General features: G+C 64.7%; 15 protein-coding genes and 1 pseudogene. 1 reads left to right on the top strand and 15 read right to left on the bottom strand.

The features are described from left to right. Nucleotides 1–124 precede the first annotated feature (124 nt). The 11 genes from EOA32_RS02215 to EOA32_RS02165 form a co-directional block, all read right to left on the bottom strand. The gene (locus EOA32_RS02215; protein WP_128370718.1) at nucleotides 125–1,639 is read right to left on the bottom strand and encodes an aldehyde dehydrogenase family protein; all 1,515 of its coding nucleotides are present in this window, start codon (nucleotides 1,637–1,639) and stop codon (nucleotides 125–127) included. 183 nt (nucleotides 1,640–1,822) lie between these two features. After that, nucleotides 1,823–3,097: an RNA polymerase sigma factor gene (locus tag EOA32_RS02210; RefSeq protein WP_128370717.1), complete on the bottom strand. Its 1,275-nt coding sequence runs from the start codon at nucleotides 3,095–3,097 to the stop codon at nucleotides 1,823–1,825. Further along, on the bottom strand, nucleotides 3,094–3,468 hold the full coding sequence (locus tag EOA32_RS02205; RefSeq protein WP_095777191.1) for a YciI family protein: 375 nt from the start codon (nucleotides 3,466–3,468) through the stop codon (nucleotides 3,094–3,096). Before EOA32_RS02205 ends, EOA32_RS02210 begins: the two co-directional genes overlap by 4 nt. A 108-nt stretch (nucleotides 3,469–3,576) precedes the next feature. Further along, a complete protein-coding gene (locus tag EOA32_RS02200; protein WP_095830718.1) occupies nucleotides 3,577–4,668 on the bottom strand; it encodes a DNA topoisomerase IB in 1,092 nt (363 codons plus the stop codon). 74 nt (nucleotides 4,669–4,742) lie between these two features. Then, nucleotides 4,743–5,486, bottom strand: a complete 744-nt coding sequence (locus EOA32_RS02195) for a hypothetical protein (protein ID WP_128370716.1) — start codon at nucleotides 5,484–5,486, stop codon at nucleotides 4,743–4,745. After that, complete coding sequence (locus tag EOA32_RS40735) at nucleotides 5,483–6,355, bottom strand: glycosyltransferase (RefSeq protein ID WP_067002340.1); 873 nt, start codon at nucleotides 6,353–6,355, stop codon at nucleotides 5,483–5,485. The genes EOA32_RS02195 and EOA32_RS40735 overlap by 4 nt, the downstream gene beginning before the upstream one ends. After that, nucleotides 6,355–7,290 (bottom strand): glycosyltransferase family 2 protein, encoded by a 936-nt coding sequence (locus tag EOA32_RS02185; protein ID WP_067002342.1) that lies wholly within the window; start codon nucleotides 7,288–7,290, stop codon nucleotides 6,355–6,357. The genes EOA32_RS40735 and EOA32_RS02185 overlap by 1 nt, the downstream gene beginning before the upstream one ends. Before the next feature lie 105 nt (nucleotides 7,291–7,395). After that, a complete protein-coding gene (locus EOA32_RS02180; RefSeq protein WP_067002343.1) occupies nucleotides 7,396–8,271 on the bottom strand; it encodes a transglutaminase family protein in 876 nt (291 codons plus the stop codon). Further along, complete coding sequence (locus tag EOA32_RS02175) at nucleotides 8,272–10,683, bottom strand: circularly permuted type 2 ATP-grasp protein (protein WP_128370715.1); 2,412 nt, start codon at nucleotides 10,681–10,683, stop codon at nucleotides 8,272–8,274. A gap of 6 nt (nucleotides 10,684–10,689) precedes the next feature. Continuing rightward, nucleotides 10,690–14,049, bottom strand: a complete 3,360-nt coding sequence (locus EOA32_RS02170) for a transglutaminase family protein (protein WP_067002347.1) — start codon at nucleotides 14,047–14,049, stop codon at nucleotides 10,690–10,692. Nucleotides 14,050–14,154: 105 nt separating this feature from the next. Further along, complete coding sequence (locus tag EOA32_RS02165) at nucleotides 14,155–15,345, bottom strand: acyl-CoA dehydrogenase (protein WP_067002729.1); 1,191 nt, start codon at nucleotides 15,343–15,345, stop codon at nucleotides 14,155–14,157. A gap of 106 nt (nucleotides 15,346–15,451) precedes the next feature. On the opposite strand from EOA32_RS02165, the gene EOA32_RS02160 reads away from it, so the two are divergent. Further along, the gene (locus tag EOA32_RS02160) at nucleotides 15,452–16,363 is read left to right on the top strand and encodes a LysR family transcriptional regulator (protein ID WP_067002349.1); all 912 of its coding nucleotides are present in this window, start codon (nucleotides 15,452–15,454) and stop codon (nucleotides 16,361–16,363) included. Here the strand turns inward: EOA32_RS02160 and EOA32_RS02155 are convergent, their stop codons facing one another. The 4 genes and pseudogenes from EOA32_RS02155 to EOA32_RS02140 all read right to left on the bottom strand — a co-directional run bounded on the left by EOA32_RS02155 (nucleotide 16,364) and on the right by EOA32_RS02140 (nucleotide 22,307). Continuing rightward, a complete protein-coding gene (locus tag EOA32_RS02155) occupies nucleotides 16,364–18,685 on the bottom strand; it encodes a Tex family protein (RefSeq protein WP_128370714.1) in 2,322 nt (773 codons plus the stop codon). A 123-nt stretch (nucleotides 18,686–18,808) separates the two neighbouring features. Next, nucleotides 18,809–19,986 (bottom strand): annotated as a pseudogene (locus tag EOA32_RS02150) (serine hydrolase). A 30-nt stretch (nucleotides 19,987–20,016) separates the two neighbouring features. Then, a complete protein-coding gene (locus EOA32_RS02145) occupies nucleotides 20,017–21,213 on the bottom strand; it encodes a serine hydrolase (RefSeq protein ID WP_128370713.1) in 1,197 nt (398 codons plus the stop codon). Nucleotides 21,214–21,278: 65 nt separating this feature from the next. Next, nucleotides 21,279–22,307: an extracellular solute-binding protein gene (locus EOA32_RS02140; protein ID WP_067002357.1), complete on the bottom strand. Its 1,029-nt coding sequence runs from the start codon at nucleotides 22,305–22,307 to the stop codon at nucleotides 21,279–21,281. Nucleotides 22,308–22,352 lie beyond the last annotated feature (45 nt).

Genomic DNA, 22,352 nt, shown 5'->3' with positions numbered 1-22,352 from the left:
CGACGATGACGCGGCGCTCAGAGCAATTCCAGGATATTGCGAAACGGTTTTCCGTCCGGAATTGTCAAATCAAAGAGATAGGGCGGTTTGCCGTTTCCGTGAAACGGTGAACCGCTCAATGTCCTCAGTCGATGTCGAACGACACGCCTTGCGCCAAAGGCAGCGCCTTGGAGAAGTTCACCGTGTTGGTGGCGCGCCGCATATAGGCCTTCCAGGCGTCCGAGCCGCTCTCGCGGCCGCCGCCGGTTTCCTTCTCGCCGCCGAATGCGCCGCCGATCTCGGCGCCCGACGTGCCGATATTGACATTGGCGATGCCGCAGTCCGAACCGTCGACGCCGAGAAAGCGCTCCGATTCCTGCAGGTCGCGTGTGAAGATCGAGGACGACAGGCCGGCGCCGACCGCATTGTGCAGGTCGAGCGCCTCCTCGAAATCGGCATATTTCATCACATAGAGGATCGGCGCGAAGGTCTCTTCCGTCACCGGCGAGACCTGCTTCGGCATTTCGACGAGCGCCGGATGCACATAGTAGGCCTCGGGATGGCCGTTCTCGAACCGCGTGCCGCCGGTCACCTTGCCGCCATGCGCTTCCGCTTGTTTCAATGCCTTCTGCATATTGTCGAAGGCGGCCTTGTCGATCAGCGGACCGACCAGCGCCGAGGTCTCCAGAGGATTGCCGACCGAAACGCTCTGATAGGCCTTCTTCAGGCGCGGCAGCAGCGCGTCATAGACGCTCTCATGCACGAACAAACGCCTGAGCGTCGTGCAGCGCTGGCCGGCGGTGCCCATGGCGCCGAACGCAATGGCGCGCAGCGCCATGTCGAGATCGGCGCTCGGGCAGACGATGCCGGCGTTGTTGCCGCCGAGCTCGAGCACCGCGCGTGCAAAACGCTTGGCCAGCCGCGGACCGACCTCGCGGCCCATGCGGGTCGAGCCCGTGGCCGAGACCAGCGGCACCTTCGGATGGTCGACCAGCACCTCGCCGACGGCGCGGTCGCCGATCAGCACCTGGAGTAGTCCTTCCGGCGTATCGGCGCCGAAACGCCTGGCGGCGCGCTCGAAGATCGCCCCGCAGGCAAGCGCCGTCAGCGGCGTCTTTTCCGACGGCTTCCACACCACCGCGTCACCGCACACGAATGCAAGTGCCGCGTTCCACGACCACACCGCGACGGGGAAGTTGAAGGCCGAGATCACGCCGACGACGCCGAGCGGATGCCAGGTTTCCATCATGCGGTGTCCAGGGCGCTCGGTGGCGATGGTCAGGCCGTAGAGCTGGCGCGAAAGACCGACCGCGAAATCGCAGATGTCGATCATCTCCTGCACTTCGCCGAGGCCCTCGGACGGGATCTTGCCGACCTCGATCGACACCAGCCGGCCGAGCTCCGCCTTGTGAGCACGCAACTCCTCGCCGAGCAGGCGCACCAGCTCGCCCCGCTTCGGCCCCGGCACCAGCCGCCAGGCCTGGAAGGCCTTGTGCGCGGCATCGATAGCCTTGCCGGCATCGACCGCCGAGATCGACTTCAGTGCCGCGATCTGCTCGCCCGTCACCGGGCTGCGCACGATGAGGTCGCCGCCGGAAAGCGTATCCTTGGCGACGCCAAGTTTCTCCAGAAGTGAGGCCGTTTCCTTCGCAATCGTCATGTTTGTTCCTTTTCAGATCTCGCCTTGGATATGGCGAGCGTCGAAGCCTTGCGCCACGTCTTGTCGCCGCCCTGAGGCACGACGGCGCTTTCATGGCGTGGCATTACTCGTTTCAGGGAAAAACCGCCACCCCGGGATGGTCCAACCCCGGCGCGCAAAATTGGGCCAGCAGTGAAAGTGGGATCAGCGCGCCTTCTTGGCCTGCGACGTCTCGGTGCTTTCCTTGATCAGCCGGTCGATATGCATGCGGATATGAGCGGCTTCGGCGGCGGTATTGGCTAAAGCGATCGCGCGGTCGAAGGCCACGCGCGCCTCCTCGCTGCGGCCAAGCTGCATCAGCAGGCCGCCCTTCAGGCCGAAGAAGTGGAAATAGCCTGCCAGCCGATCTTCCAGCGGCTCGATCATTGCCAGCGCCGCTTCGGGGCCGCGCACCTTGCTCACCGCAACCGCGCGGTTCAGCGTCACCACCGGCGACGGCTGCATCTGCTCGAGCAGGCCGTAGAGCAGGTCGATCTCAGTCCAGTCCGTATCCTCGGGTTTTGCCGCCCGCGCATGCAATGCCGCGATCGCCGCCTGCACCTGGTATGGGCCAGGCTTGCGATGACGCAGCGCCTTGTCGACCAGGGCAAGGCCCTCGTCGATCATCTTGCGGCTCCAGAGCGACCGGTCCTGATCCTCGAGCAGCACGATCTCGCCATGCGCGTCGAAGCGCGCCGGCGCGCGCGCATGCTGGAGAAGCAGCAGCGCCGTCAGCCCCATGATCTCCGGTTCCTGCTGAAACAGCCTGAGCAGCAGCCGGGCGAGCCGGATCGCCTCCTCGCAGAGCGGCGCGCGGGCCGGCGCCTCGCCGCCATTGGTCGAATAGCCCTCGTTGAAGATCAGATAGATCATGGCCGCGACCGCCGCCAAGCGCTCGGAACGCTCGACCGCGCCTGGCGTCTCGAACGGCACGCCGGCATCGGCGATGCGCGCCTTGGCCCGGGTGATGCGCTGCTCCATGGCGCTCTCGCCGACGAGAAAGGCCCGCGCGATCTGCTTGACGGTCAGGCCGGAGACGATGCGCAGCGCGACCGCGATCTGCTGCGTCGCCGGCAGGTCCGGATGGCAGCAGATGAACAGGAGCCGCAGGATGTCGTCGCGATAATGCGCGCCGTCGAGCCGCTCGGCCATATCGCCTTCGGCATCCTCGAGATCGGAGATCTGGTCCTCTTCCGGCATCGGCGCCTGCTTGGCGCGCTTGCGCACCGCGTCGATGCCGCTGTTGCGGCCGACGAAGATCAGCCAGGCCGCCGGATCGCGCGGCGGCCCGTTTTTCGGCCAGTTCTTCAGCGCCCTCAGGCACGCATCCTGGAAAGCTTCTTCTGCGGCGTCGAGGTCGCGGAAATAGCGCAGCAGCGCGCCCATCGCCTGCGGACGGGCGGTGCTGATCGCGTTGCTGATCCAGGCAAGTTCGGTCATGCGGGAACCTTTGTCGGATTGAAGACCGAGATCGGCCTGATCTCGTAGGAACCACCGCTCGGATTGACCTCGGAGAGTTCGCGGGCGAACTCGACGGCTTCGTCCAGGTGATTGCATTCGAGCGTGTAGAAGCCGAGGAACTGCTCCTTGGTCTCGGCGAACGGGCCGTCGAGCACCACCGATTCGCCCTTGACCTTGCGAAGCGTCGTCGCGGCTGTGGTCGGCAGCAGGCGCGCCACCGGCCCCAGCCGGCCTGCCCTGGCGTATTTGTCCTGTACGTTGAGGAGCTTTGCCATGACGTCCTCGTCCTGTTCCTTGCTCCAGGAGCAGACGACGTCTTCGGAGGCATAGCAGAGAATGGCATAAAGCATGGCGCGTCCTTTCCGTATCAAAGGACGCAACAGTAAGACCCTTCCCGACACATGGTCGACAAAAAAGTTGTAGGGCGATCACGGGTTTACACTGTCACCCGGGTGTGGTCAGGCTTCGCGCGCCTGCAGCCATCTCAGCACCAGCGTCTCCTCCTCGTCGAGGCCCGGTATAAGGCGCTTTCGTTTGTTGGCTTCGGCCATTTCGCCGAGCAGCTTCCCTTCGGCCCACGCCTCGAATACGAGCGGATGGATATAGCACCGGCGGCAGACGGCTCGCGTATTGCCGAGTCGTTCGGCGACCTTGTCGACGATACTGTTCATCACGCGGTTTTTCTGGGTGATGCTCTCGGGCAACTCCGCCTGCGCGAACAGGGATGCCGCATGGATGGTGCCGCCCCAGGTGCGAAAATGCTTGGAGCTGAACTCCGGGCCAGATGCCTCGCGAATATAGCGGTTGACGTCCTCCGACCGCAGCGGCCGGCGTGTTCCCTCGTCATCAAGATACTGAAACAGCTTCTGGCCAGGCAGGTCCTGCGCGCCGCGCACGATCTTGGCGATGCGTCGGTCGACGAGCTTCAGCTTCCATTCCTTGCCGGACTTGCCCATGAAGGAGAAGCGCAGGCTGGAACCAGTGATTTCGACATGGCGGTCGCGCAGCGTGGTCAGGCCGAAACTCTTGTTGTCGCGGGCATAGGCGGCATTGCCGACACGGATCATGGTGTTGTCGAGCAGCCAGACGACAGAGGCGACAACGCGCTCCAGTGGCAGTCCATGACGGCGCAGATCGGCATCGACCTGGCGCCTCAAGGAGGGCAGGCTTTCCGCGAAAGCAACGAGGCTGGAGTATTTGACGCCGTCCCGTTCCTCGGTCCACTGCGGATGATAGCGGTACTGCTTGCGTCCGCGCTGATCCCGGCCGGTCGCCTGGATATGGCCGTTCGGGTCGGGCGAGATCCATACATCCGTCCACGCCGGCGGAATGACGATCGCCTTGATACGGTCGAGCGTCGCCGCGGTGACCGCACTCCCGTTCGGGCCGACATAGGAAAATCCCTTGCCTTTTCTCAGGCGCCGGATGCCCGGATCGGCATCGCTGACATAGCTGAGCGCGGCGCGCTCGGCGGAACTCTGCGCGCCGTTCCCTTGTATTTCCAGACCACCCGCCAGGCGGCCGAAGGACGATTGTGCTCGTTGCAGCATGGTAACTCCACGGAACTGGTCCGTAAATAAGCCGCGCGACAGCGGCTGGTTCCGCCGTCCCCAGAGAGCGTCCTTCAGCTCCGCCGGTCGGCGGACACCTCAGCCATCCAAAGCCCGCCGTCGTCGACATGGGCGGGAAAGTAGTCTCGCCCGGCCGGTATCGCTTCCAGAACCGCTCCCGACTCGTCCGTCAGATAGTCGTAGCCGATCTGCTGCAAACGCTGCTCCGGATCGAGATGATTGTAGAGGTCGCGACGTGCCGCGCGCCGTTTCGGCTCGATCATCTTCAAATGATAAAGGTTAAGGCCGCTGTCCCGAAGCTTGAAGCGCAGATGTTCGGGGAACCAGGCGTCATGCGGCCCTTGCGACCGGCTCAGATCCGGGTGATAGGCGGGGAAAAGCCTGTGCTGCATCTTTTGGCCCCAGACGCCGTCGATGCGATAGCTTGCCGGCGTATACATCTCCCTTAGGCGAAATCCCCAGGCATTGCGCCTCGACCCGCTGGTCAGTTGGCCGATCCGGCTGGCCACGGCATCTTCCAGCCTTTCGTCCGGATCGATCGCCAAAAGCCAATCGGCACCCGCCTCATAGGCCGCGGCAACAAGCGCGCGCCGCCTCTGCGGTTCATTGCTGAAGACCGCATCCGCCGAGCGATCGTCATAGGCGATCCAGCCATCGACGATTGCGTCGAGATTGGCGAGGAGGTCTGGCACCAGATGCGCATCGTAGCGATAACTGAAAATGGCGACGATCCTTTGCCGCGACCAAAGCCATCGACCGCGCCGCCGGCGCGGCTGCTTCATCTCCATGGTGATCATGGCCGCGTGCCTGTCCTATCGCCATGCGTTACGCCGACGGCTGCCCCCAGCGATTTTGCGAACAATGCCGCCCATACGATCGGCAGCGATAACATCGCGAAACGTCTATCCTCTTCGGCCAGGCCTTCTTTTGCGAACTTGCCGACATTGCGCCGGTCCCGAAACACCCCTTTGAAAATCCGCAATGGCTTTCGGTGCCCAACGGATTTGAGGTAGGTCCCATATCGGTATCCGCGCAGATACTGGTCGACAATCACTCGGATCAGCCGTGTCTCGTTGCGATGGACGGTAAGCACCGCCGGCTCCCATAGCGGCACTATCGCCTTCGGCAGCCTTTCCAGGAATTCCGTGTCTTCTCCCGTCGCCATTTGTTCGTCGAATAGCCCATACCGATCGAACAATTTTCGGTCGAAAGAAACACCGTAGCGAAGTGCCTTATGAGCGGGAAGACCTGGCAGGCGCCGCATATAGGTAACGAGATGGGCCGCGCACGCGACCAGATTGCGCGGATGACTGTTGGCGATGGCGCTTGCCACGGCCGCGACGCCTTCCCGGTGATGGCGCAGCCGGACCTCTGCCCATCGCGGGCATGCCAGGCAATCATCCGCGAGAAAGGCGATGAAAGGAGCTTTCGTCGCCGCTATGCCGCGATTTCTCGCGGCCCCGGCAAAGAGCCTTTCTTCGCACTCGATGACTGGCACGTCGAGTCCGGCATTGGCCAGAAGCGCCTGGGCATTCCCGCCGCCGGAATTCACGACCACCACCTCGAGCGGGATGTTCTGGCCGAGCACCGACCTGACCGCCGCGACCAGATCGGTCGGAGCCCGAAAACCTATCACCACGACTGCAAGTTCCGGCCCGTCGGCCATCAGGCACTTTGCAGCTGGACGCGATGGGCTGGGAACCGGCGCCGCGCCGCGATTTTGAGCCGGTAGCGCATGCAGCGCCAGATGTCGGTGGAAACCTTGGGCGCCGCTTCGGCAACCGCCAGGAATTTTGCCGCCGTTTCGAGATCGCCGCGAGCGTAGTGTACGCGGGCGATCTTGAGCGCCACAAGCCCTTCCCTCGCTTTCAACGACGATTTCGCAATGCCGCAGTCGGCGAGTTCGCGCAGCGCCAGGCGCCATTCGAGGAAGCGTCGCGCAGGCTTTATCGCGAAGCGGTCATCCGAACGGTCCGACGATACGAAGTAGATCATGATCGGTTGCCTCACGACCGCGAGCGATGCCTTGCTCATAACCCGCGCCCAAAACAATGTGTCCTCGTCGTAGGCAAGACCGGTCGGGAAGCGCGTGTCGCCGACCGTATGCCGCGACACCAGCGCGCTGCCGACGGCAATCGACCGTATCCTGCCATCCACATAGGCGGAGGCATTGGCGAGTCCGGCAGTCATGTAGCCGGCCGGCGTTTTGAACTGTCGGTCCCGGCCATCGGTCCGCCGGCGGTAGGCGCCGACCACCATATCGGCGCCTGGCTTGGCCCTGGCCTTGGACAGCAGCGTCCGCAACCCGCCCTCGATATGCAGATCGTCGGCGTCGATCATATAGATCCAGGGGAAGCGCGCCTCGGCCAGCGCAAGATTGCGGGAGCCGCCCGCGTCTCGACAATTGGACCGGATGATCCGGAACGGCAGCGCCAGCCGCGAGGCTGCGTCCGCGGCCACGGCCGCCGTGTTGTCCGTCGAGGAATCGTCGACCAGTATCACTTCGCCGATGATCTCGGCTTCCGAGCGCAAGGTTGCCAACGTGTCTGCAACGGTTGCCGACGCGTTGTGTGCTGGAATGATGATGCTGACCGATGTCAACAATTGAACTCCGCGCAAGTGCCCGGCAGGCCGGTCCACGGTCCGGCGGCAAGATAGCGGCGGGATCGCGATTTGAGAAGCAGCCGCATCACCGATCGTGCGCCTTCAGGCAGCGACCGGGATGACATCGACCGCCTGCTCGCCGATCTGCTCGCCGGTGATTTTCAGGACGCCGACAATCGGCGCCACGTCGGAATAGTCGCGGCCGTATCCCACCGTGATATGGTCGTTGCTCGCCCGCATGCCGTTGGTCGGATCGAATTCCTGCCAGCCGGCATCGCGCCCGCACCAGGCCTTGACCCATGCATGCATGGCGTCGGCGCCTTCGAGCCTCGGCTTACCCTTGGGCGGGATCGTGCGCAGGAAGCCGCTGACATAGCCGGCGGGGATACCAAGCCCGCGCAGCCCGGCGATCATGATGTGCGAGAAATCCTGGCAAACCCCACGCTGAAGCGCAAAGGCATCGCTGGCGCGCGTCTGCACCGTGGTTGCCTTGCCGTCATAGGTGAAATCGCGGTGGATCCGATTGCAGAGATCGACCGCCGTGGCGATCGCCGAACCGGCGAGGCTTTCCCGCGCATATGCCGTGATTACCGGATCGATGCCGGCGTGGTCGCTGGCGGCGAGGAAGTGATGCGGCGCCTCGGCGGACAGCGAACGCACCGCGTCGAGTTCCGCCCTCAAGCCGTGAATGTCGGGCGAGACGTCGAGGCCGGCTTCCGGCCGCGACACCGACACACGGGCGCTCATCCTGACGTGGAGCTCCTCATGCGCGTCGCGAACGGCGATCGCAGTGACGTTGTTGCCGAAGAAATCGGAAAAATCCGCGCGCTCGGCCGGATTCGGCTGGAACGACAGCGAGGCGGCGATAACCCGCTGCACGCCGGCAATCGTCTGCGGCAGCACGCGCACCTGGTGCCTGCCGCCGCCGGCTGCAGCCGCATAGCCGTAATGAAGATGAAGCCTGACGTCGTAGAGCATTTATCCGAAATAGGCCTTGGCGAGACTGTTGTAGAGATCGCCGATCTGAATGGCGAGATCGTCCAGCACCTTCGCGGTCATGTCCTGAGGCTCCATCACGGCGAGCGCCGTGTTGAGCTGCAGGATTTCTTTCGCCGCGGGCGACATATGTCCCTCGCCCCCGACGGAAGGCAGCATGCCGATCTCGGCCTTGAGCCGCTCGAACTGGAACAGGATCGAGCGCGGGTTGAGCGGATCGAGCGCCAAGAGGTCTATAGCCGTGCGCCGGCCTGACTGCACCGGATATTGCCGGCGGTGGGTCATGACGCTGTCGCCGATCTCCAGCATCATGTCGAGTGCGCCGTCGGGCGCGTCTGCCTTTGTCAGCCTGGCTAGCGTGCGCGCGATCTGGATGCCACGTTCCAGTCGGCGTCCGATCTCCAGGAAGCGCCAACCGGTGAAGCGGTACATGTTCTCGTGCAGCAGCCCCGAGAAGCCCGCAAGCTTTCGCAGCATCACGGTCATCGCCCGCGTCGCGTCGTCGCCCGGCGCGACCGTCTCCGCGAATTTGTGGATGGTCTTCGACAGATCCTTCAGCGCCAGCCAGCCATCCGGCGAGAAGCGGTCGCGGATCTGGCCGGCGCTGTAGACGGCGCTGTCCAAGGTGCCGATCAATCCAAGCGGGATCGCGGTTTCGACCTCGATGCCGAACGGTTCGAGATAGTCTCTGATGTCGGCGAGCAGCGGCATCTCGGGGTCGGATGTCTCCGCCAGCCTGACGTGATAAGCGCGCAGCACCCGCACCGTGTCTTCCGAGCGCTCGATATAGCGGCCAAGCCAGGTCAGGTTTTCCGCGGCGCGGCTCGGCAGGCTGCCGGGCATGGTGCGGGTGAAGCCGTCGGTCTCCTGCGGCAGCAACGTCTCCCGCTCGACAGGCCTGTCGCTGACCACCCAGACATCCGCCGCCTGACCGCCGCGCTGCATGGCCATCGCGGTCGGGTCGAGCGAGAAGCCGACGCGTGCAAAGCCGCCGGGCATCACCGTCCAGCCTTCGTGTGTTCGCGCCAGGTAGACGCGCAGACTGGCGGGCCGCGGCTCCAAGCGGCCGCCGGCAAAGACCGGCGTAGTCGAGAGCGTGACCGCCTCCTGGCCGACGAAGCCAACCCCGTCGGCTTCGATCCGCGCGATAAGATCCGCCCGCTCTCCGGCCGAAAGCGCCGAACCGAGCCTGGTCGCGCCATCGTCCTCGAAGGCAAGCCGTGTCGACAGCGCCGGGCCGACCACCATGCGGTCAATATTGGCCAGCACATGGTCGCGTTCGGCCTGCTGTCCGCACCACCAGGTCGCAATGTTCGGCAGCTTGAGTTCCTCGCCATGCAATTCCCGCGCGATCCGCGGCAGGAAAGAAAGCAGCGCCCGCGTTTCCGCCAAGCCGGAACCGAGCCCGTTGACGGCCGAGACGGTGCCGCGCCGGATCGCCTCGACCAGCCCCGGCGTGCCGATCTGCGAGTCCGGTTTGAGCTCCAGCGGATCGGCGAAAGCGGCATCGAGCCGCCGCCACAAAACGCCGATCGGCATCAGGCCCGAAACCGTGCGCACCATCAGCCGGCCGCCGGACACCGTCAGGTCCTCGCCTTCGAGCAGCATAATGCCGAGATAACGCGCGATATAGGCGTGCTCGTAATAGGTCTCGTTGAGCGGTCCGGGCGTCAGGATGGCGACGCGGCCGCCGGAATCCTTCGCCATGCCGTTCAGCGCATCACGGAAGCGGCGGAAGAAGCCGGCCAGGCGATGCACATGCAGCTCGCCATAGATGTCAGACAAGGCGCGCGTGGTGGCAACGCGGTTCTCCAGCGCAAAGCCGGCGCCCGACGGCGCCTGCGTGCGGTCGCCCAGAACCCACCAGCGGCCGTCGGGGCCGCGGCCAAGCTCGAAGGCGACCATGTGCAGGAAATGGCCGCTGGCCGGACGGACGCCGACCACCGGGCGCAGATATTCCGGGCTCGCCGCGATCAGCCCCGCCGGCAGGATTCCCTTCTCGATCAGCCGGTTCGGCCCGTAAATGTCGGCCAGTATCGTCTCGAACAGGTCGGCGCGCTGGACGAGGCCGGCGCTGATCTCGGCCCATTCCTTCTCGTCGATCAGCAGCGGGACATGCGCCAGCGGCCATTCGCGCTCGTTGGCGCCGGCTTTGTCGTAGACGCGGTAGTAGACGCCGGCATCGCGCAGATATTGGTCGGCGCGGGCAAAGCGCTGTCCGAGCGCCTCAGCCCCCAGATCGTCCAGCGCTCCGATGAAGGACCGCCAGGCCGGGCGCGGATTGCCCGACGCGTCGACCATCTCGTCGACGACGCCTTCGATCGGCCGGTAATGCTCCAACAGGCTCTGCGCCCGCGGCCTGCCGCCCGCCCGTTTCTGATTCCCCTTGGCCATGCTCGATCAGAATCTCGCCGGTCGCCTGAGGTCAAGGGTCATGGGAAACTCTTCAGAACCTTGTTCTTCACGCAGCACATAGGCACCCGGCGTATGGCCGCGCGGCTCGAAGCGGGCCAGCCGCCGCGCCTCCGCCTCGTTGCCGTTGACCGGGAAGGTCTCGTAGTTGCGGCCGCCCGGATGCGCGACATGATAGACGCAGCCCCCCAACGAGCGGCCCGACCAGCGGTCGTAGATGTCGAACACCAGGGGCGTGTTGACCGGCAGGGCCGGATGCAGGCCGGAGGCCGGCTGCCAAGCCTTGAAGCGCACGCCTGCCACCGCGACCTCTCTGCTGTCGGTCGCCTTCATCGGCACGATGCGGCCGTTGCAGACGACCGCGTGACGCTCCGGATTGAGGCCTTGCGTCCTCACCTGCAGCCGCTCGATGGACGAATCGACGAAGCGGACGGTGCCTCCGATCGCGCCTTGCTCGCCCATCACATGCCAGGGCTCGAGCGCCTGCCTGAGCTCCAGCTTGACGCCGCCATGCTGCACCTCGCCGCAGAACGGGAAGCGAAATTCGAGTTGGGCTGCGAACCATTCCGGGCGGAAGTCGAAGCCGTTGAGCTTCAGATCTTCCAGCACGTCGAGGAAATCCGCCCAGACATAATGCGGCAGCATGAAACGGTCATGCAGCGACGTGCCCCAGCGCGCGAAGCGGCCGTCGAGCGGGTTCTTCCAAGCCCGCGCGATGATAGCGCGGACCAGCAATTGCTGGGCGAGCGACATCCGGGCATTGGGTGGCATTTCGAAGCCGCGGAACTCGACCAAACCGAGCCGTCCCGTCGGACCGTCCGGCGAGAACAATTTGTCGATGCAGATTTCCGAACGGTGCGTGTTGCCGGTCACGTCGGTCAAGAGATTGCGGAACAGCCGGTCGACCAGCCACGGCAACGGCGCCTCGCCCTTGTCGGGATGCGGCACCTGGGCCAGCGCGATCTCGAGTTCATAGAGGGAATCATGCCGTGCCTCGTCGATGCGCGGCGCCTGGCTGGTGGGGCCGATGAACAGGCCGGAAAACAGATAGGAGAGCGATGGGTGCCGCTGCCATTGCAGCACCAGGCTCTTCAACAGGTCCGGCCGGCGCAGGAACGGACTATCGTTGGGCGTCGCGCCGCCGACAACGACATGATTGCCGCCGCCCGTGCCGGTGTGACGGCCGTCGATCATGAACTTGTCGGTGCCGAGCCGCGACTGCCTGGCTTCCTCATAGATCGCCGCGGTCGTCGCGACGCATTCCCGCCAGTCGGCGGCCGGGTGGATGTTTACCTCGATGACGCCGGGATCGGGCGCCACGCGGATGACGTTGAGGCGCGGGTCGTGCGGCGGCCCATAACCCTCGATATGCACCGGCAGGCCGATCGCCTTGGCCGCGTTCTCGGCCGCCGCCACCAGCTCAAGATAGTCCTCAAGCGCCTCGACCGGCGGCATGAACACGCAGAGCCGCCCGTCACGAGGCTCGACGGTGAGCGCCGTGCGCACCGCACCGCCGATCTCGGTGATCTCCTGCTCGACGCGGTCCTGCTGGCCCGTTGTCGCGGTGAAGGACGCTGCCAGCTGGCGGCGCGCCATTTCGTCGGGGCCCTCAAGTTCTGCTGGGGCAGGTTCCGGCAAGAGAGCGTCGCGCGCCGGCAGCGTAGCGCGCGGCAGCGACGGATCGACCGGCACGATATAGGGGTATTGCCCCGGCGGCACGTAAGGCAGCGCGCCGAGCGGCAGCCGATAACCGACCGGGGAATCGCCCGGCACCAGGAACAGCCGGCCGCGCCGCGTCTTCCACTTTTCCGAACGCCAGCGCTGCCCGGCGGCCTGGCTGTTCCAGCGCTGCACCGGCAGCACATAGCCTGACGGCTTGGTCAGGCCGCGCTCGAACACACGTGCCATGCGGCTGCGCTCTTCCGGATCCTCCAGCTTCGAGTTGGACGGGTCGACATTATCCGGCAGCTTGCCTTCCTTGAGCAGCCATTCGGCCGGATCCTCATAGGCCTCGCCGACCATCGCCTTGTCGATGCCGAGCTCGGCGGCGATCGCCGTGAGCAAGCTTGCGGCCTGCTCAGGCCCGACAGAGACGGTGCTCGTTTCGCGCGCGATCAGCGACGGGTCGCGCCAGACCGGCTCGCCATCGGTGCGCCAAAAGAGCGAGAAGGTCCAGCGCGGCAGGCTCTCGCCCGGATACCACTTGCCTTGCCCGTAGTGGAGGAAACCGCCCGGCGCGAAGCGCTCGCGCAGCCGCCGGACCAGCTGATCCGCCTTGTCGCGCTTGGTCGGCCCGACGGCCGCCGTGTTCCATTCGGCAGCCTCGAAATCATCGATCGACACGAAGGTCGGCTCGCCGCCCATGGTGAGCCGCACATCCTGTTCCCGCAAAACCGCGTCGACCTTGTTGCCCAAGGCGTCGAGCGCCTCCCAGCTTTCATCCGAGAACGGCTTGGTGATGCGCGGATGCTCGGCGATGCGCTGGACGCGCATGTCGAAGCCGAAATCGACATTGGCGAAGCTCGCCATGCCGGAGATCGGCGCGGCATTGCGGAAGTGCGGCGTCGCCGCCAGAGGCACATGGCTTTCGCCGGTGAGCAAACCGGAAGTCGGGTCGAAACCGATCCAGCCGGCGCCCGGAATATAGACTTCGCACCAGGCGTGCAGGTCGGTGAAATCGACCGAGGTTCCAGGCGGTCCGTCCAACGAGACGAGGTCCGGCTTCAACTGGATCAGGTAACCGGAGACAAAACGCGCTGCGATGCCGAGGTTGCGCAGGATCTGCACCAGCAGCCAGCTTGAATCCCGGCACGAGCCTTTGCCGGCGGCCAGCGTCTCCTCCGGCGAATAGACGCCGGTCTCCATGCGCACGATATAAGCGATTTCGCGCTGCAGCCGCGCGTTGAGGCCGACCAGGAAGTTGACCGTGTTTGTCGGACTGCGGTCGATGGTTTTCAGGAAGGCCGACAGCAACGGGCCGGCCGGCTCGGGCGTGCGGTATATGGCGAGGTCTTGCCTGATCTCTTCCGGGTACTCGAACGGGAAATTCTCGGCTGATTCCTCGACGAAGAAATCGAACGGATTATAGACCGTCATATCGGCGACGAGATCGACTTGGATCTTCAGTTCCGTCACCGGCTCCGGGAAGACGAAGCGGGCGAGGAAGTTGCCGTACGGGTCCTGCTGCAGGTTGACGAAATGGTTCTTCGGCTCGACCTTCAGCGAATGGCTGAGCACCTTGGTGCGCGAATGCGGCGCCGGCTGCAGCCTGATCACCTGAGGGCCGAGAACGACCGGCCGGTCGTATTTGTAATGGGTCAGGTGGTGGACGGCTGCCAGAATTGCCATGGTGCCCCGGGGAACGACGTTTCAATCGCCGAACCCTGACATAAGTGCTGGGCATTCTCCAAGCAGAGATGTTGCGCTGCACCTAATTTAAGCAGCGTTGCCGGCTTAGAAAAACGCCTGAAGCCCCGTCTGCGCCCTACCCAGTATCAGCGCATGCACGTCATGCGTGCCCTCATAGGTGTTGACCGTCTCCAGGTTCTGGGCATGACGCATCACGTGATAGCCGATCTGGATGCCGTTGCCGCCATGCATGTCGCGAGCCTGGCGGGCGATGTCGAGCGCCTTGCCGCAATTGTTGCGCTTGACGATCGAAATCATCTCCGGCGCCATCTTGCCTTCGTCCATCAGCCGGCCGACGCGCAGCGAACCCTGCAGGCCGAGCGCGATCTCGGTCTGCATGTCGGCGAGCTTCTTCTGGAAGAGCTGCGTGCCGGCGAGCGGCTTGCCGAACTGCTTGCGGTCGAGGCCGTACTGCCGCGCGCGGTGCCAGCAATCCTCGGCCGCGCCCATGGCGCCCCACGAGATGCCGTAGCGCGCGCGGTTGAGACAGCCGAAGGGTCCCTTCAGGCCCGAGACATTGGGCAGCAGCGCCTCCTCGCCGACCTCGACGCCTTCCATCACAACCTCGCCGGTGATTGAGGCTCGCAGCGAAAGCTTGCCGCCGATCTTCGGCGCCGACAGCCCCTTCAGGCCCTTTTCCAGCACGAAGCCGCGGATCTGGTTGTCATGCGCGGCCGACTTTGCCCAGACGACGAAGACGTCGGCGATCGGCGCGTTGGAAATCCACATCTTGGAGCCGGAAAGCCTGTAGCCGTTCGCCGTCTTCTCGGCCCGTGTCTTCATGCCGCCCGGATCGGAGCCGGCATCCGGCTCGGTGAGGCCGAAGCAGCCGATCCATTCGCCGGAGGCGAGCTTCGGCAGGTACTTCTTGCGCTGCTCTTCCGAGCCGTAGGCATGGATCGGATACATGACCAGCGACGACTGCACGCTCATCATCGAGCGATAGCCGGAATCGATGCGTTCGACTTCGCGCGCCACCAGCCCGTAGGTGACGTAGTTGGCGCCGAGCCCGCCATATTCCTCCGGAATGGTGATGCCGAGCAGGCCCGCCTCGCCCATCTCGCGGAAGATTGAGGGATCGGTTTTCTCATCGGCATAGGCTTCCTCGATGCGGGGCGCCAGCTTGTCGGCGGCGAACGCCGCTGCGCCGTCGCGCACCATCCGCTCGTCTTCGGAAAGCTGGTCCTCGATCAGGAAGGGATCGTTCCAGACGAAGGCGTTCTTCTCGGCGGCCATGAGGTGGGTCTCCCGGTAAAATCTTGGATGGCCCGGCTTATCCGCCTCCATCTGGAAAAAATCAAACGAAATTGCATCAAGCATCAATGAGCGATAGTAATAGATCATGAACGTCCAGCGTCGCCTCTTGCCAAACATCAGCGCGCTTGCCGCCTTCGAGGCGGTGGCGCGTCTCGGCTCCTTCACCGCCGCGGCCCGCGAGCTCGATCTCACGCAAGGTGCCGTCAGCCGGCAGATCAATCTGCTGGAAGAGCAGTTCGGGCGCCGGCTTTTCGAACGCGACAGCCGCAATGTCAGGCTGTCCACGGCGGGCGAAATCTATGCCGGCGCGGTGCGCTCAGCACTTGCGCAATTGCGCGATGCGGCGCTTGGATTGATGAGCAATCGGCATAGCGGTGTTCTCAACCTTGCCATCCTGCCGACCTTCGGCACGCGCTGGCTGATGCCGCTCATTCCAGATTTCGTCGCCCGTCATCCGGACATCACGATCAATTTCGCCACGCGCATTGGCCGCTTCGACTTCGCGCGTGAGCGGCTCGACGCCGCAATCCACCACGGCATGCCTGATTGGCCGGACGCTGATTGCACGCTTTTGATGCGCGAGACCGTGATGCCGGTCGCCGCGCCCGAATTCCTGGCGCAGCGGAAGGTCGCGACGCCGGCCGATATCGGCCGCCTGCCGTTGCTGCACATGGCAACGCGTCCCGACGCCTGGAGCGAATGGTTCGAGCATCAGGAGCTCGACGCGCCGACCGGCCCCGGCATGCAGTTCGAGCAGTTCGGCACGGTCGCGCAGGCCTGCCTGGCGGGGCTCGGCGTGGCGCTGCTGCCGCAGATCCTGATCGCCGGAGAATTGCAGCGCGGCCAGTTGGTGCCGGCGCCGGGCAAGCCGATGCAGAGCCGCAGTGCCTATTATCTCGTCGTGCCGCACGCCAAGCGCGGCCATCCGCCGGTTGCCAGCTTTCGCGACTGGCTGCGGGGCCAGGTTGAGAAGGAGCCGGCTGTTCTGGCGTGGTAGCTATTTCCGCTTCATCGCCTCGGCGAGCGCCGCGCCGAACGCACCCTGCGCCGGCCGTTCGGGCTGGCGCTGCGGCGCCGGCGAGCGCGGTTCGGGCTTGCCGCCGCCGCTGTCGCGCTGGCCGACCCGAGGCGCCCCACCCTGGCCGCCATCCTTGCGCATCGAGAGGCCGATGCGATTGCGCTTGATGTCGACATCGACCACCCGAACTTTCACGACATCGCCGGCCTTCACCACCTCATGCGCGTCCTTGATGAAGCGGTCGGCCAGCTGCGAGACATGCACCAGCCCGTCCTGGTGCACGCCGATGTCCACGAAGGCGCCGAAGGCGGCGACATTGGTGACCGTGCCTTCGAGCAGCATGCCGGGCTTCAGGTCCTTGATGTCGTCGACGCCTTCGGCAAAGGTCGCCGTCTTGAAGCCCGGCCGCGGGTCGCGTCCGGGCTTTTCCAGTTCCGCGATGATGTCGCGTACCGTCGGCAGGCCGAAGCGCTCGTCGACGAAGACACGAGGGTCGAGTGCCTTGAGCGCGGCACTGTCGCCCATCAGCGCGCGCACGTCGCGGCCGCAGGCGGCGACGATCTTCTTTGCCACGCCATAGGCTTCCGGATGCACGGATGAAGCGTCGAGCGGCTCGGAGCCGTTCGGGATGCGCAGGAAGCCTGCGCACTGCTCGAACGCGCGCGGTCCAAGCCGCGCCACGTTCAGCAGATCGCGGCGCGTAGCGAACGGACCGCCGACGTCGCGATGCGCGACGATCGCTTCGGCAAGCGATGGCCCCAGTCCCGAGACGCGCGCCAAGAGCGGCGCCGATGCCGTGTTGAGGTCGACGCCGACAGCATTGACCGCATCCTCCACCACCGCCTCCAGCGAGCGGCCGAGCCGGTACTGGTCGACATCGTGCTGATACTGGCCGACGCCGATCGACTTCGGCTCGATTTTGACCAGCTCGGCGAGCGGGTCCTGCAGGCGTCTCGCGATCGACACAGCGCCGCGCAGCGACACGTCGAGGTCGGGAAACTCGGCGGCCGCCGTCGCCGAGGCTGAATAGACCGACGCGCCGGCTTCGCTGACGATCACCTTGATCGGCTTCGGCCCGCCGTCGGACGGCAGGCTGGCGAGCATGTCGGCCACCAGCTTTTCGGTCTCGCGGCTGCCGGTGCCGTTGCCGATCGAGATCAGCTCCACCTTGTGGAATCGAATGAGCCTGGCAAGTTCCGCCTGCGTGCCGCGCACATCGTTCTTCGGCGGAAACGGATAGACGGTGGTCGTCGCCATCAGCTTGCCGGTACCGTCGACCACAGCCACCTTGACGCCGGTGCGGATGCCGGGATCGAGACCCATCGTGGGGCGGGAGCCGGCGGGCGCGGCGAGCAGCAGGTCCTTGAGGTTGCGGGCAAAGACATGGATGGCCTCGTCCTCGGCCCGCTCGCGCAGGTCGCGCATCAAATCAAGCGTCAGATGGAGTGATAGTTTTATCCGCCAGGTCCAGCCGGCGACCTCCATCAGCCAACGGTCGCCCGGCAGGGTGCTACCAATCGCATAGGCGTTGGCGATCATCCGCTCGACCGGTTTGACCGGCGATTGATCGTCGGCATCGATTTCGAGGTCGAGCGACAGCACCTCTTCGTTGCGGCCACGCAGCATGGCCAAGGCGCGATGGCTGGGCACGTTCGCCCAGCGCTCGACATGATCGAAATAGTCGGAGAATTTCGCGCCCGCCTCCTGCTTGCCGTCGACGACCCTGGCGCGCAGGAAAGCGCGCTCCTTCATATAGGCGCGCAGCCTGCCGACCAGATCGGCATTCTCGGCCAACTGCTCCGACAGGATGTCGCGCGCGCCTTCGAGCGCCGCCTTGGCGTCGGGAACCTCCTCTGTGAGATAGGCTAGCGCGAGCTCGGCAGGCACCGCCGAACGGTCGGCGAGGATCGCCTCGGCCAGCGGCACCAGTCCACGTTCCCTGGCGATCTCGGCCTTGGTGCGGCGCTTCGGCTTGTATGGCAGGTAGATGTCTTCGAGCTCGGCCTTGGTGGTCGCCGCCGCGATTTTTGCCTCGAGGTCCTCGGTCAGCTTGCCCTGCTCACGGATCGAACCGAGGATGGTGTCGCGGCGCGCATCCAGCTCGCGCAGATAGGCAAGCCGCTCGGAAAGGTCGCGCAACTGCGTGTCGTCGAGGCCGCCGGTGACCTCCTTGCGGTAGCGCGCCACGAAAGGCACCGTTGCGCCCTCGTCCAGCAGCCCGATTGCGGCTGCCGCCTGCTCCGGCCGCGAGCCGATCTCGGCCGCGATGATTGCTGCGATGCGCTTGATGTCCGATGCCATGCTGGTTCCTGCCGAAAAGAGCGGCGACAATAGGCCGGGACGACGGCTGCGCCAACCGCGCTGTCTCCACCCGACAGGAAAGCTCCACAGGAAAGAGCTGCGAGGAACGACCAGCCGAACGGCTCAAACCATCCGGCTCAGGGCCTCGAAGAAGGCGACGACATCGAGATCAAGCTGATCGTCGACCGGTTCCGGCTGCGACGACATCTTGGCGATGACCACCTCGTCGCTCGGGTTGACGTAGATCCACTGTCCGTGAATGCCGATGCCGCAGAAGGCGCCGCTTGGCGTGCCCATCTGGTACCATTTGTTGCGGTAGCGGCCCTTGGGGAAGAGGAACACCATCGTACCGCGCCGCCAGGCTTCATGGCTGCCGCCGCTGGCAACCGTGTCGCGCACCCAGGCCTCCGGCACGATGCGGCGGCCATTGGCCGCGCCGCCCTGCCGCATCATTTCGCCGATACGGGCAAGGTCGCGCGGCGTCATCGACATGCCGCCGGCGGTACGCGCGGTGCCTTCCATGTCGACCGTCACCGACATCTCGCTCGCGGCGCCCAGCGGCAGCCACAGTTTCTCGCTGAGCAAGTCGCTGACACGTTTGCCGGATGCCCGCTCCACCAGGATGCCCAGCATATCCGAATTGGGTGAGCGATAACGGTAGGTCTGCCCATGCGGCTCGGCGAGGCGCGGCAACGTCAACAGAAAAGCAGCGAGGCTTTCCGAGCCGCCGCCCGGATTCCACAGTGTCGCGCGGCGATAGCGGGCGAAGGCGCTGTCCGGATCGAGATAGGCCTCCTCGAAGTCGAGGCTGACCGTCATGTCGAGCACATTGCGCACGCTCGCATCGCCATAGGCCGAGCCCTTGGCTTCGGGGATGTATTCTGTCACCGGCGCTTCCGGGTCGAACACCCCTCGCCTTGCAGGATGCCGGCGAGGATCGCCGTCACCGACTTGCTGATCGAAAAGATGATGTGGCGCTGACCGAACGCCATATGCGGGGCCGACCAATCGCCGACCAGCCTGCCGCCCTTCAGGATCGTCAGCCCGTCAGTGTCGGAGCGCTTCAGGAATGCTTCGACTGTTTCGGCGCCGCCGGCCAAGGTGACTTTCTCCTCGAGCAGCGCGCCGAGCGATTTCACCTCTTCCTCGCCGCCGGGCGCGGCGGCAACGTGGACGCTCGGCACCAGTTCGCCGACATTCTGGAACGACCATTGGCTGAACGGCCTCAGCCGCCAATTGTCGAGCCGCACATCCTTGCGGGCAAAGCCGTATCTGGTCTCGAACGCGGTGTTGCCGGTCACGATTGTCTCCCGGTCGTCTATCTCTGACTTTCAGCCTAGCGCGGCGGCTATGGCGTGCACGGCCTTAAGCGTCGCCACCGAATAGGCGGCGTTGAGGAAATCCGGATAGGTCGAAAGCTTCACGACGACCATCTTATGCTCCCAGCTGATATGGATCATCTGGCCGAACACGCCCTTGCACATCAGTGCGCGAGAGCGTGGATCCTCGATCCAGAACTGGTTGCGGTAGCTGCCGTCCGGAAGGCTCGGGCTGAAGTCCGGTCCGTGCTTGCCGCTGCGCGTCGCCTCGATCCACTCGGCAGGGATGACCCCGCCGCCATTGTCGAGGATGAGCTGGCCGAAGCGGCCATAATCGCGCAGCGTCGCGTTGAAGCCGCCATCGGCCAGCGCATAGCCGGCGCTGTCGACGGTGAAACAGGCGCTCTCGTCGGCGCCGAGCTTTTGCCAGAGTTCTTCCGAGACCAGCTGCGCCAGGCGCTTGCCGCTCACCCGCTCCATGATGAAGGCAAGCACATCGGTCTCGATCGAGCGGTACTCGAAGGCCTCGCCATGTTCGCGCACCTTGTCCTTCAGCCGCAGGATCAGCTCGAACAGATGCGCGGGCCACCGGAAATCAGGATCGCTGCCCGGCGGGATCGGCTTCCAGCCGGTGGCGACATCGACCTGGCCGATCTCGGAATAGCGATCCGTGTACTCTTCCGAGAAGCGCACGCCGGTCGTCATGTCGAGCACTTGCTGCACGGTGGCCCCCGCCCAGGCGGTCTCGCCGAGCTCCGGAAGATAATCCGTCACCAGCCTGGCCGGGTCGATCAGGCCGCGCCCGACCAGGATGCCGAACACCGATCCCGTGACCGACTTTGCCATCGATTGCGACAGATGCAGCGTGCGCTCGTCCATGCCGTTGAAGTAGCGCTCATAGGCGACCGTGCCGTCCTTCAACACCAGGAAACCGTCCGTGTAGGTCTCGTCGAGCAAGCCGGCGAGCGTTGTCGGCCGGCCCTCGCTATCCGCCACCGCCAGGTCGTCGAGATCGACCTCGGCGCGCTCGAGCCGACGGCGATGACCTTGGCCGCGCCAGACCTCGACGGTCGGCAAAAACTCACGCACGTGCTGGAAGGCCCAGCGGTTCCACGGTGGCCGATCCCAGTCGAGCTTCGGCAGAGCCATGGCCGGCGGCGAGCCCTGCATGATCGGCGGCCGCGGATCGGAGTTGCGGTAAGATGTCATCAATCCTCCCTGCACATAAGAAAGGGAGGCCGGAGCCTCCCCTCCCTTCATGCGTTCCCGCTCAGTTACTTGCGCAGGTTGGTCCAGATCTTGTTGTAGATCTCCACCACATCTGGCGGGCACGGCGGCACGAATTCCGGCGTCGGCGAACCGGCTGGCGGGCTGATTTCCGGCGAGTTGGCGAACTCCGCCGGCAGGAATTTGTGGCTGCCGGCGATGCCATTGTCGTAACCGGCATACTCGGAGATCAGCGCCGCGTTCTCAGGCGCCATGACGAAATCCTGGAAGAGCTTGGCGTTCTCCAGGTTCTTGGCGCCCTTCAGCACGGCGACATTGTCCATCCAGCCCTCGATGCCTTCCTTCGGATAGGCATATTTGATCGCCGGGATCTTCTGACGCGAGCGGTAAGCCGCACCATTCCACTGTTCTGTCACGATCACGTCGCCGGAAGTGATCTTGGTGATCGTGTCGTAGCTGAAGGTCTTCCATGACGGCTTGGCGGCCATCAGTATATCGTTGATCTTTTTCAGGCTGGCCTTGTCAGCGCCGCAGCGCGGCACGCCGGCATAGCGCTCGGCCGCGTGCATGACGGTGTTGACGTCGTCGAGCACGTTGATCTGGCCCTTCAGTTCGTCCGGCGGGTTGAACAGGATGGCCAGCGTGTTGATGTCGCCCTTGAACTTATCCGTATTGACGGAGAACGCCGTCGTGCCGAATTGCCACGGCGCGGTGTAATGGCGTCCGGAGTCCCAGTAGATATCGAGGAAGCGCGGATCGATGTTCTTGCCGTTCGGCATCGCGTTGGGCTCGGTCTTTTCGAGCAGGCCCTCCTCGATCATGATCTTCACGGTGTAGTCGGACGGCACGACGATGTCGTAGCCGGAATTGCCGGCGCGCACCTTGGACAGCATGGTTTCGTTGGAATCGTAGTCGTCCAGCGTCACCTTGACGTTGTACTGCTTTTCGAACTTCTCGATCAGCTTGGGGTTGGTGTAGTCGCCCCAGTTGTAGATATGCAATTCGCCGTCGGCGAGCGCCGGAACGGCCCATAACAGCACGGCCGCGGAAACGGCCGCCATCAGTTTTCCAGACATTTAATGTTCTCCTTGCCTTCCCATTGTTTTGTGGTGGAGCTCACG

This window comes from Mesorhizobium sp. M1A.F.Ca.ET.072.01.1.1 (genome assembly GCF_004023325.1).
Lineage (GTDB): Bacteria > Pseudomonadota > Alphaproteobacteria > Rhizobiales > Rhizobiaceae > Mesorhizobium.
Note: the sequence above shows the minus strand (reverse complement) of the source record. Positions and strands in the feature narration are given on the sequence as shown.

What these genes read in the sequence shown, in the direction of transcription:
- EOA32_RS02200 (WP_095830718.1), bottom strand. Translation starts at nt 4,668, where the DNA reads ATGCTGCAACGAGCACAATCGTCCTTCGGCCGCCTGGCGGGTGGTCTG.
- EOA32_RS02170 (WP_067002347.1), bottom strand. Translation starts at nt 14,049, where the DNA reads ATGGCAATTCTGGCAGCCGTCCACCACCTGACCCATTACAAATACGAC.
- EOA32_RS02175 (WP_128370715.1), bottom strand. Translation starts at nt 10,683, where the DNA reads ATGGCCAAGGGGAATCAGAAACGGGCGGGCGGCAGGCCGCGGGCGCAG.
- EOA32_RS40735 (WP_067002340.1), bottom strand. Translation starts at nt 6,355, where the DNA reads ATGGCCGACGGGCCGGAACTTGCAGTCGTGGTGATAGGTTTTCGGGCT.
- EOA32_RS02160 (WP_067002349.1), top strand. Translation starts at nt 15,452, where the DNA reads ATGAACGTCCAGCGTCGCCTCTTGCCAAACATCAGCGCGCTTGCCGCC.
- EOA32_RS02155 (WP_128370714.1), bottom strand. Translation starts at nt 18,685, where the DNA reads ATGGCATCGGACATCAAGCGCATCGCAGCAATCATCGCGGCCGAGATC.
- EOA32_RS02165 (WP_067002729.1), bottom strand. Translation starts at nt 15,345, where the DNA reads ATGGCCGCCGAGAAGAACGCCTTCGTCTGGAACGATCCCTTCCTGATC.
- EOA32_RS02195 (WP_128370716.1), bottom strand. Translation starts at nt 5,486, where the DNA reads ATGATCACCATGGAGATGAAGCAGCCGCGCCGGCGGCGCGGTCGATGG.
- EOA32_RS02210 (WP_128370717.1), bottom strand. Translation starts at nt 3,097, where the DNA reads ATGACCGAACTTGCCTGGATCAGCAACGCGATCAGCACCGCCCGTCCG.
- EOA32_RS02215 (WP_128370718.1), bottom strand. Translation starts at nt 1,639, where the DNA reads ATGACGATTGCGAAGGAAACGGCCTCACTTCTGGAGAAACTTGGCGTC.
- EOA32_RS02180 (WP_067002343.1), bottom strand. Translation starts at nt 8,271, where the DNA reads ATGCTCTACGACGTCAGGCTTCATCTTCATTACGGCTATGCGGCTGCA.
- EOA32_RS02205 (WP_095777191.1), bottom strand. Translation starts at nt 3,468, where the DNA reads ATGCTTTATGCCATTCTCTGCTATGCCTCCGAAGACGTCGTCTGCTCC.
- EOA32_RS02140 (WP_067002357.1), bottom strand. Translation starts at nt 22,307, where the DNA reads ATGTCTGGAAAACTGATGGCGGCCGTTTCCGCGGCCGTGCTGTTATGG.
- EOA32_RS02145 (WP_128370713.1), bottom strand. Translation starts at nt 21,213, where the DNA reads ATGACATCTTACCGCAACTCCGATCCGCGGCCGCCGATCATGCAGGGC.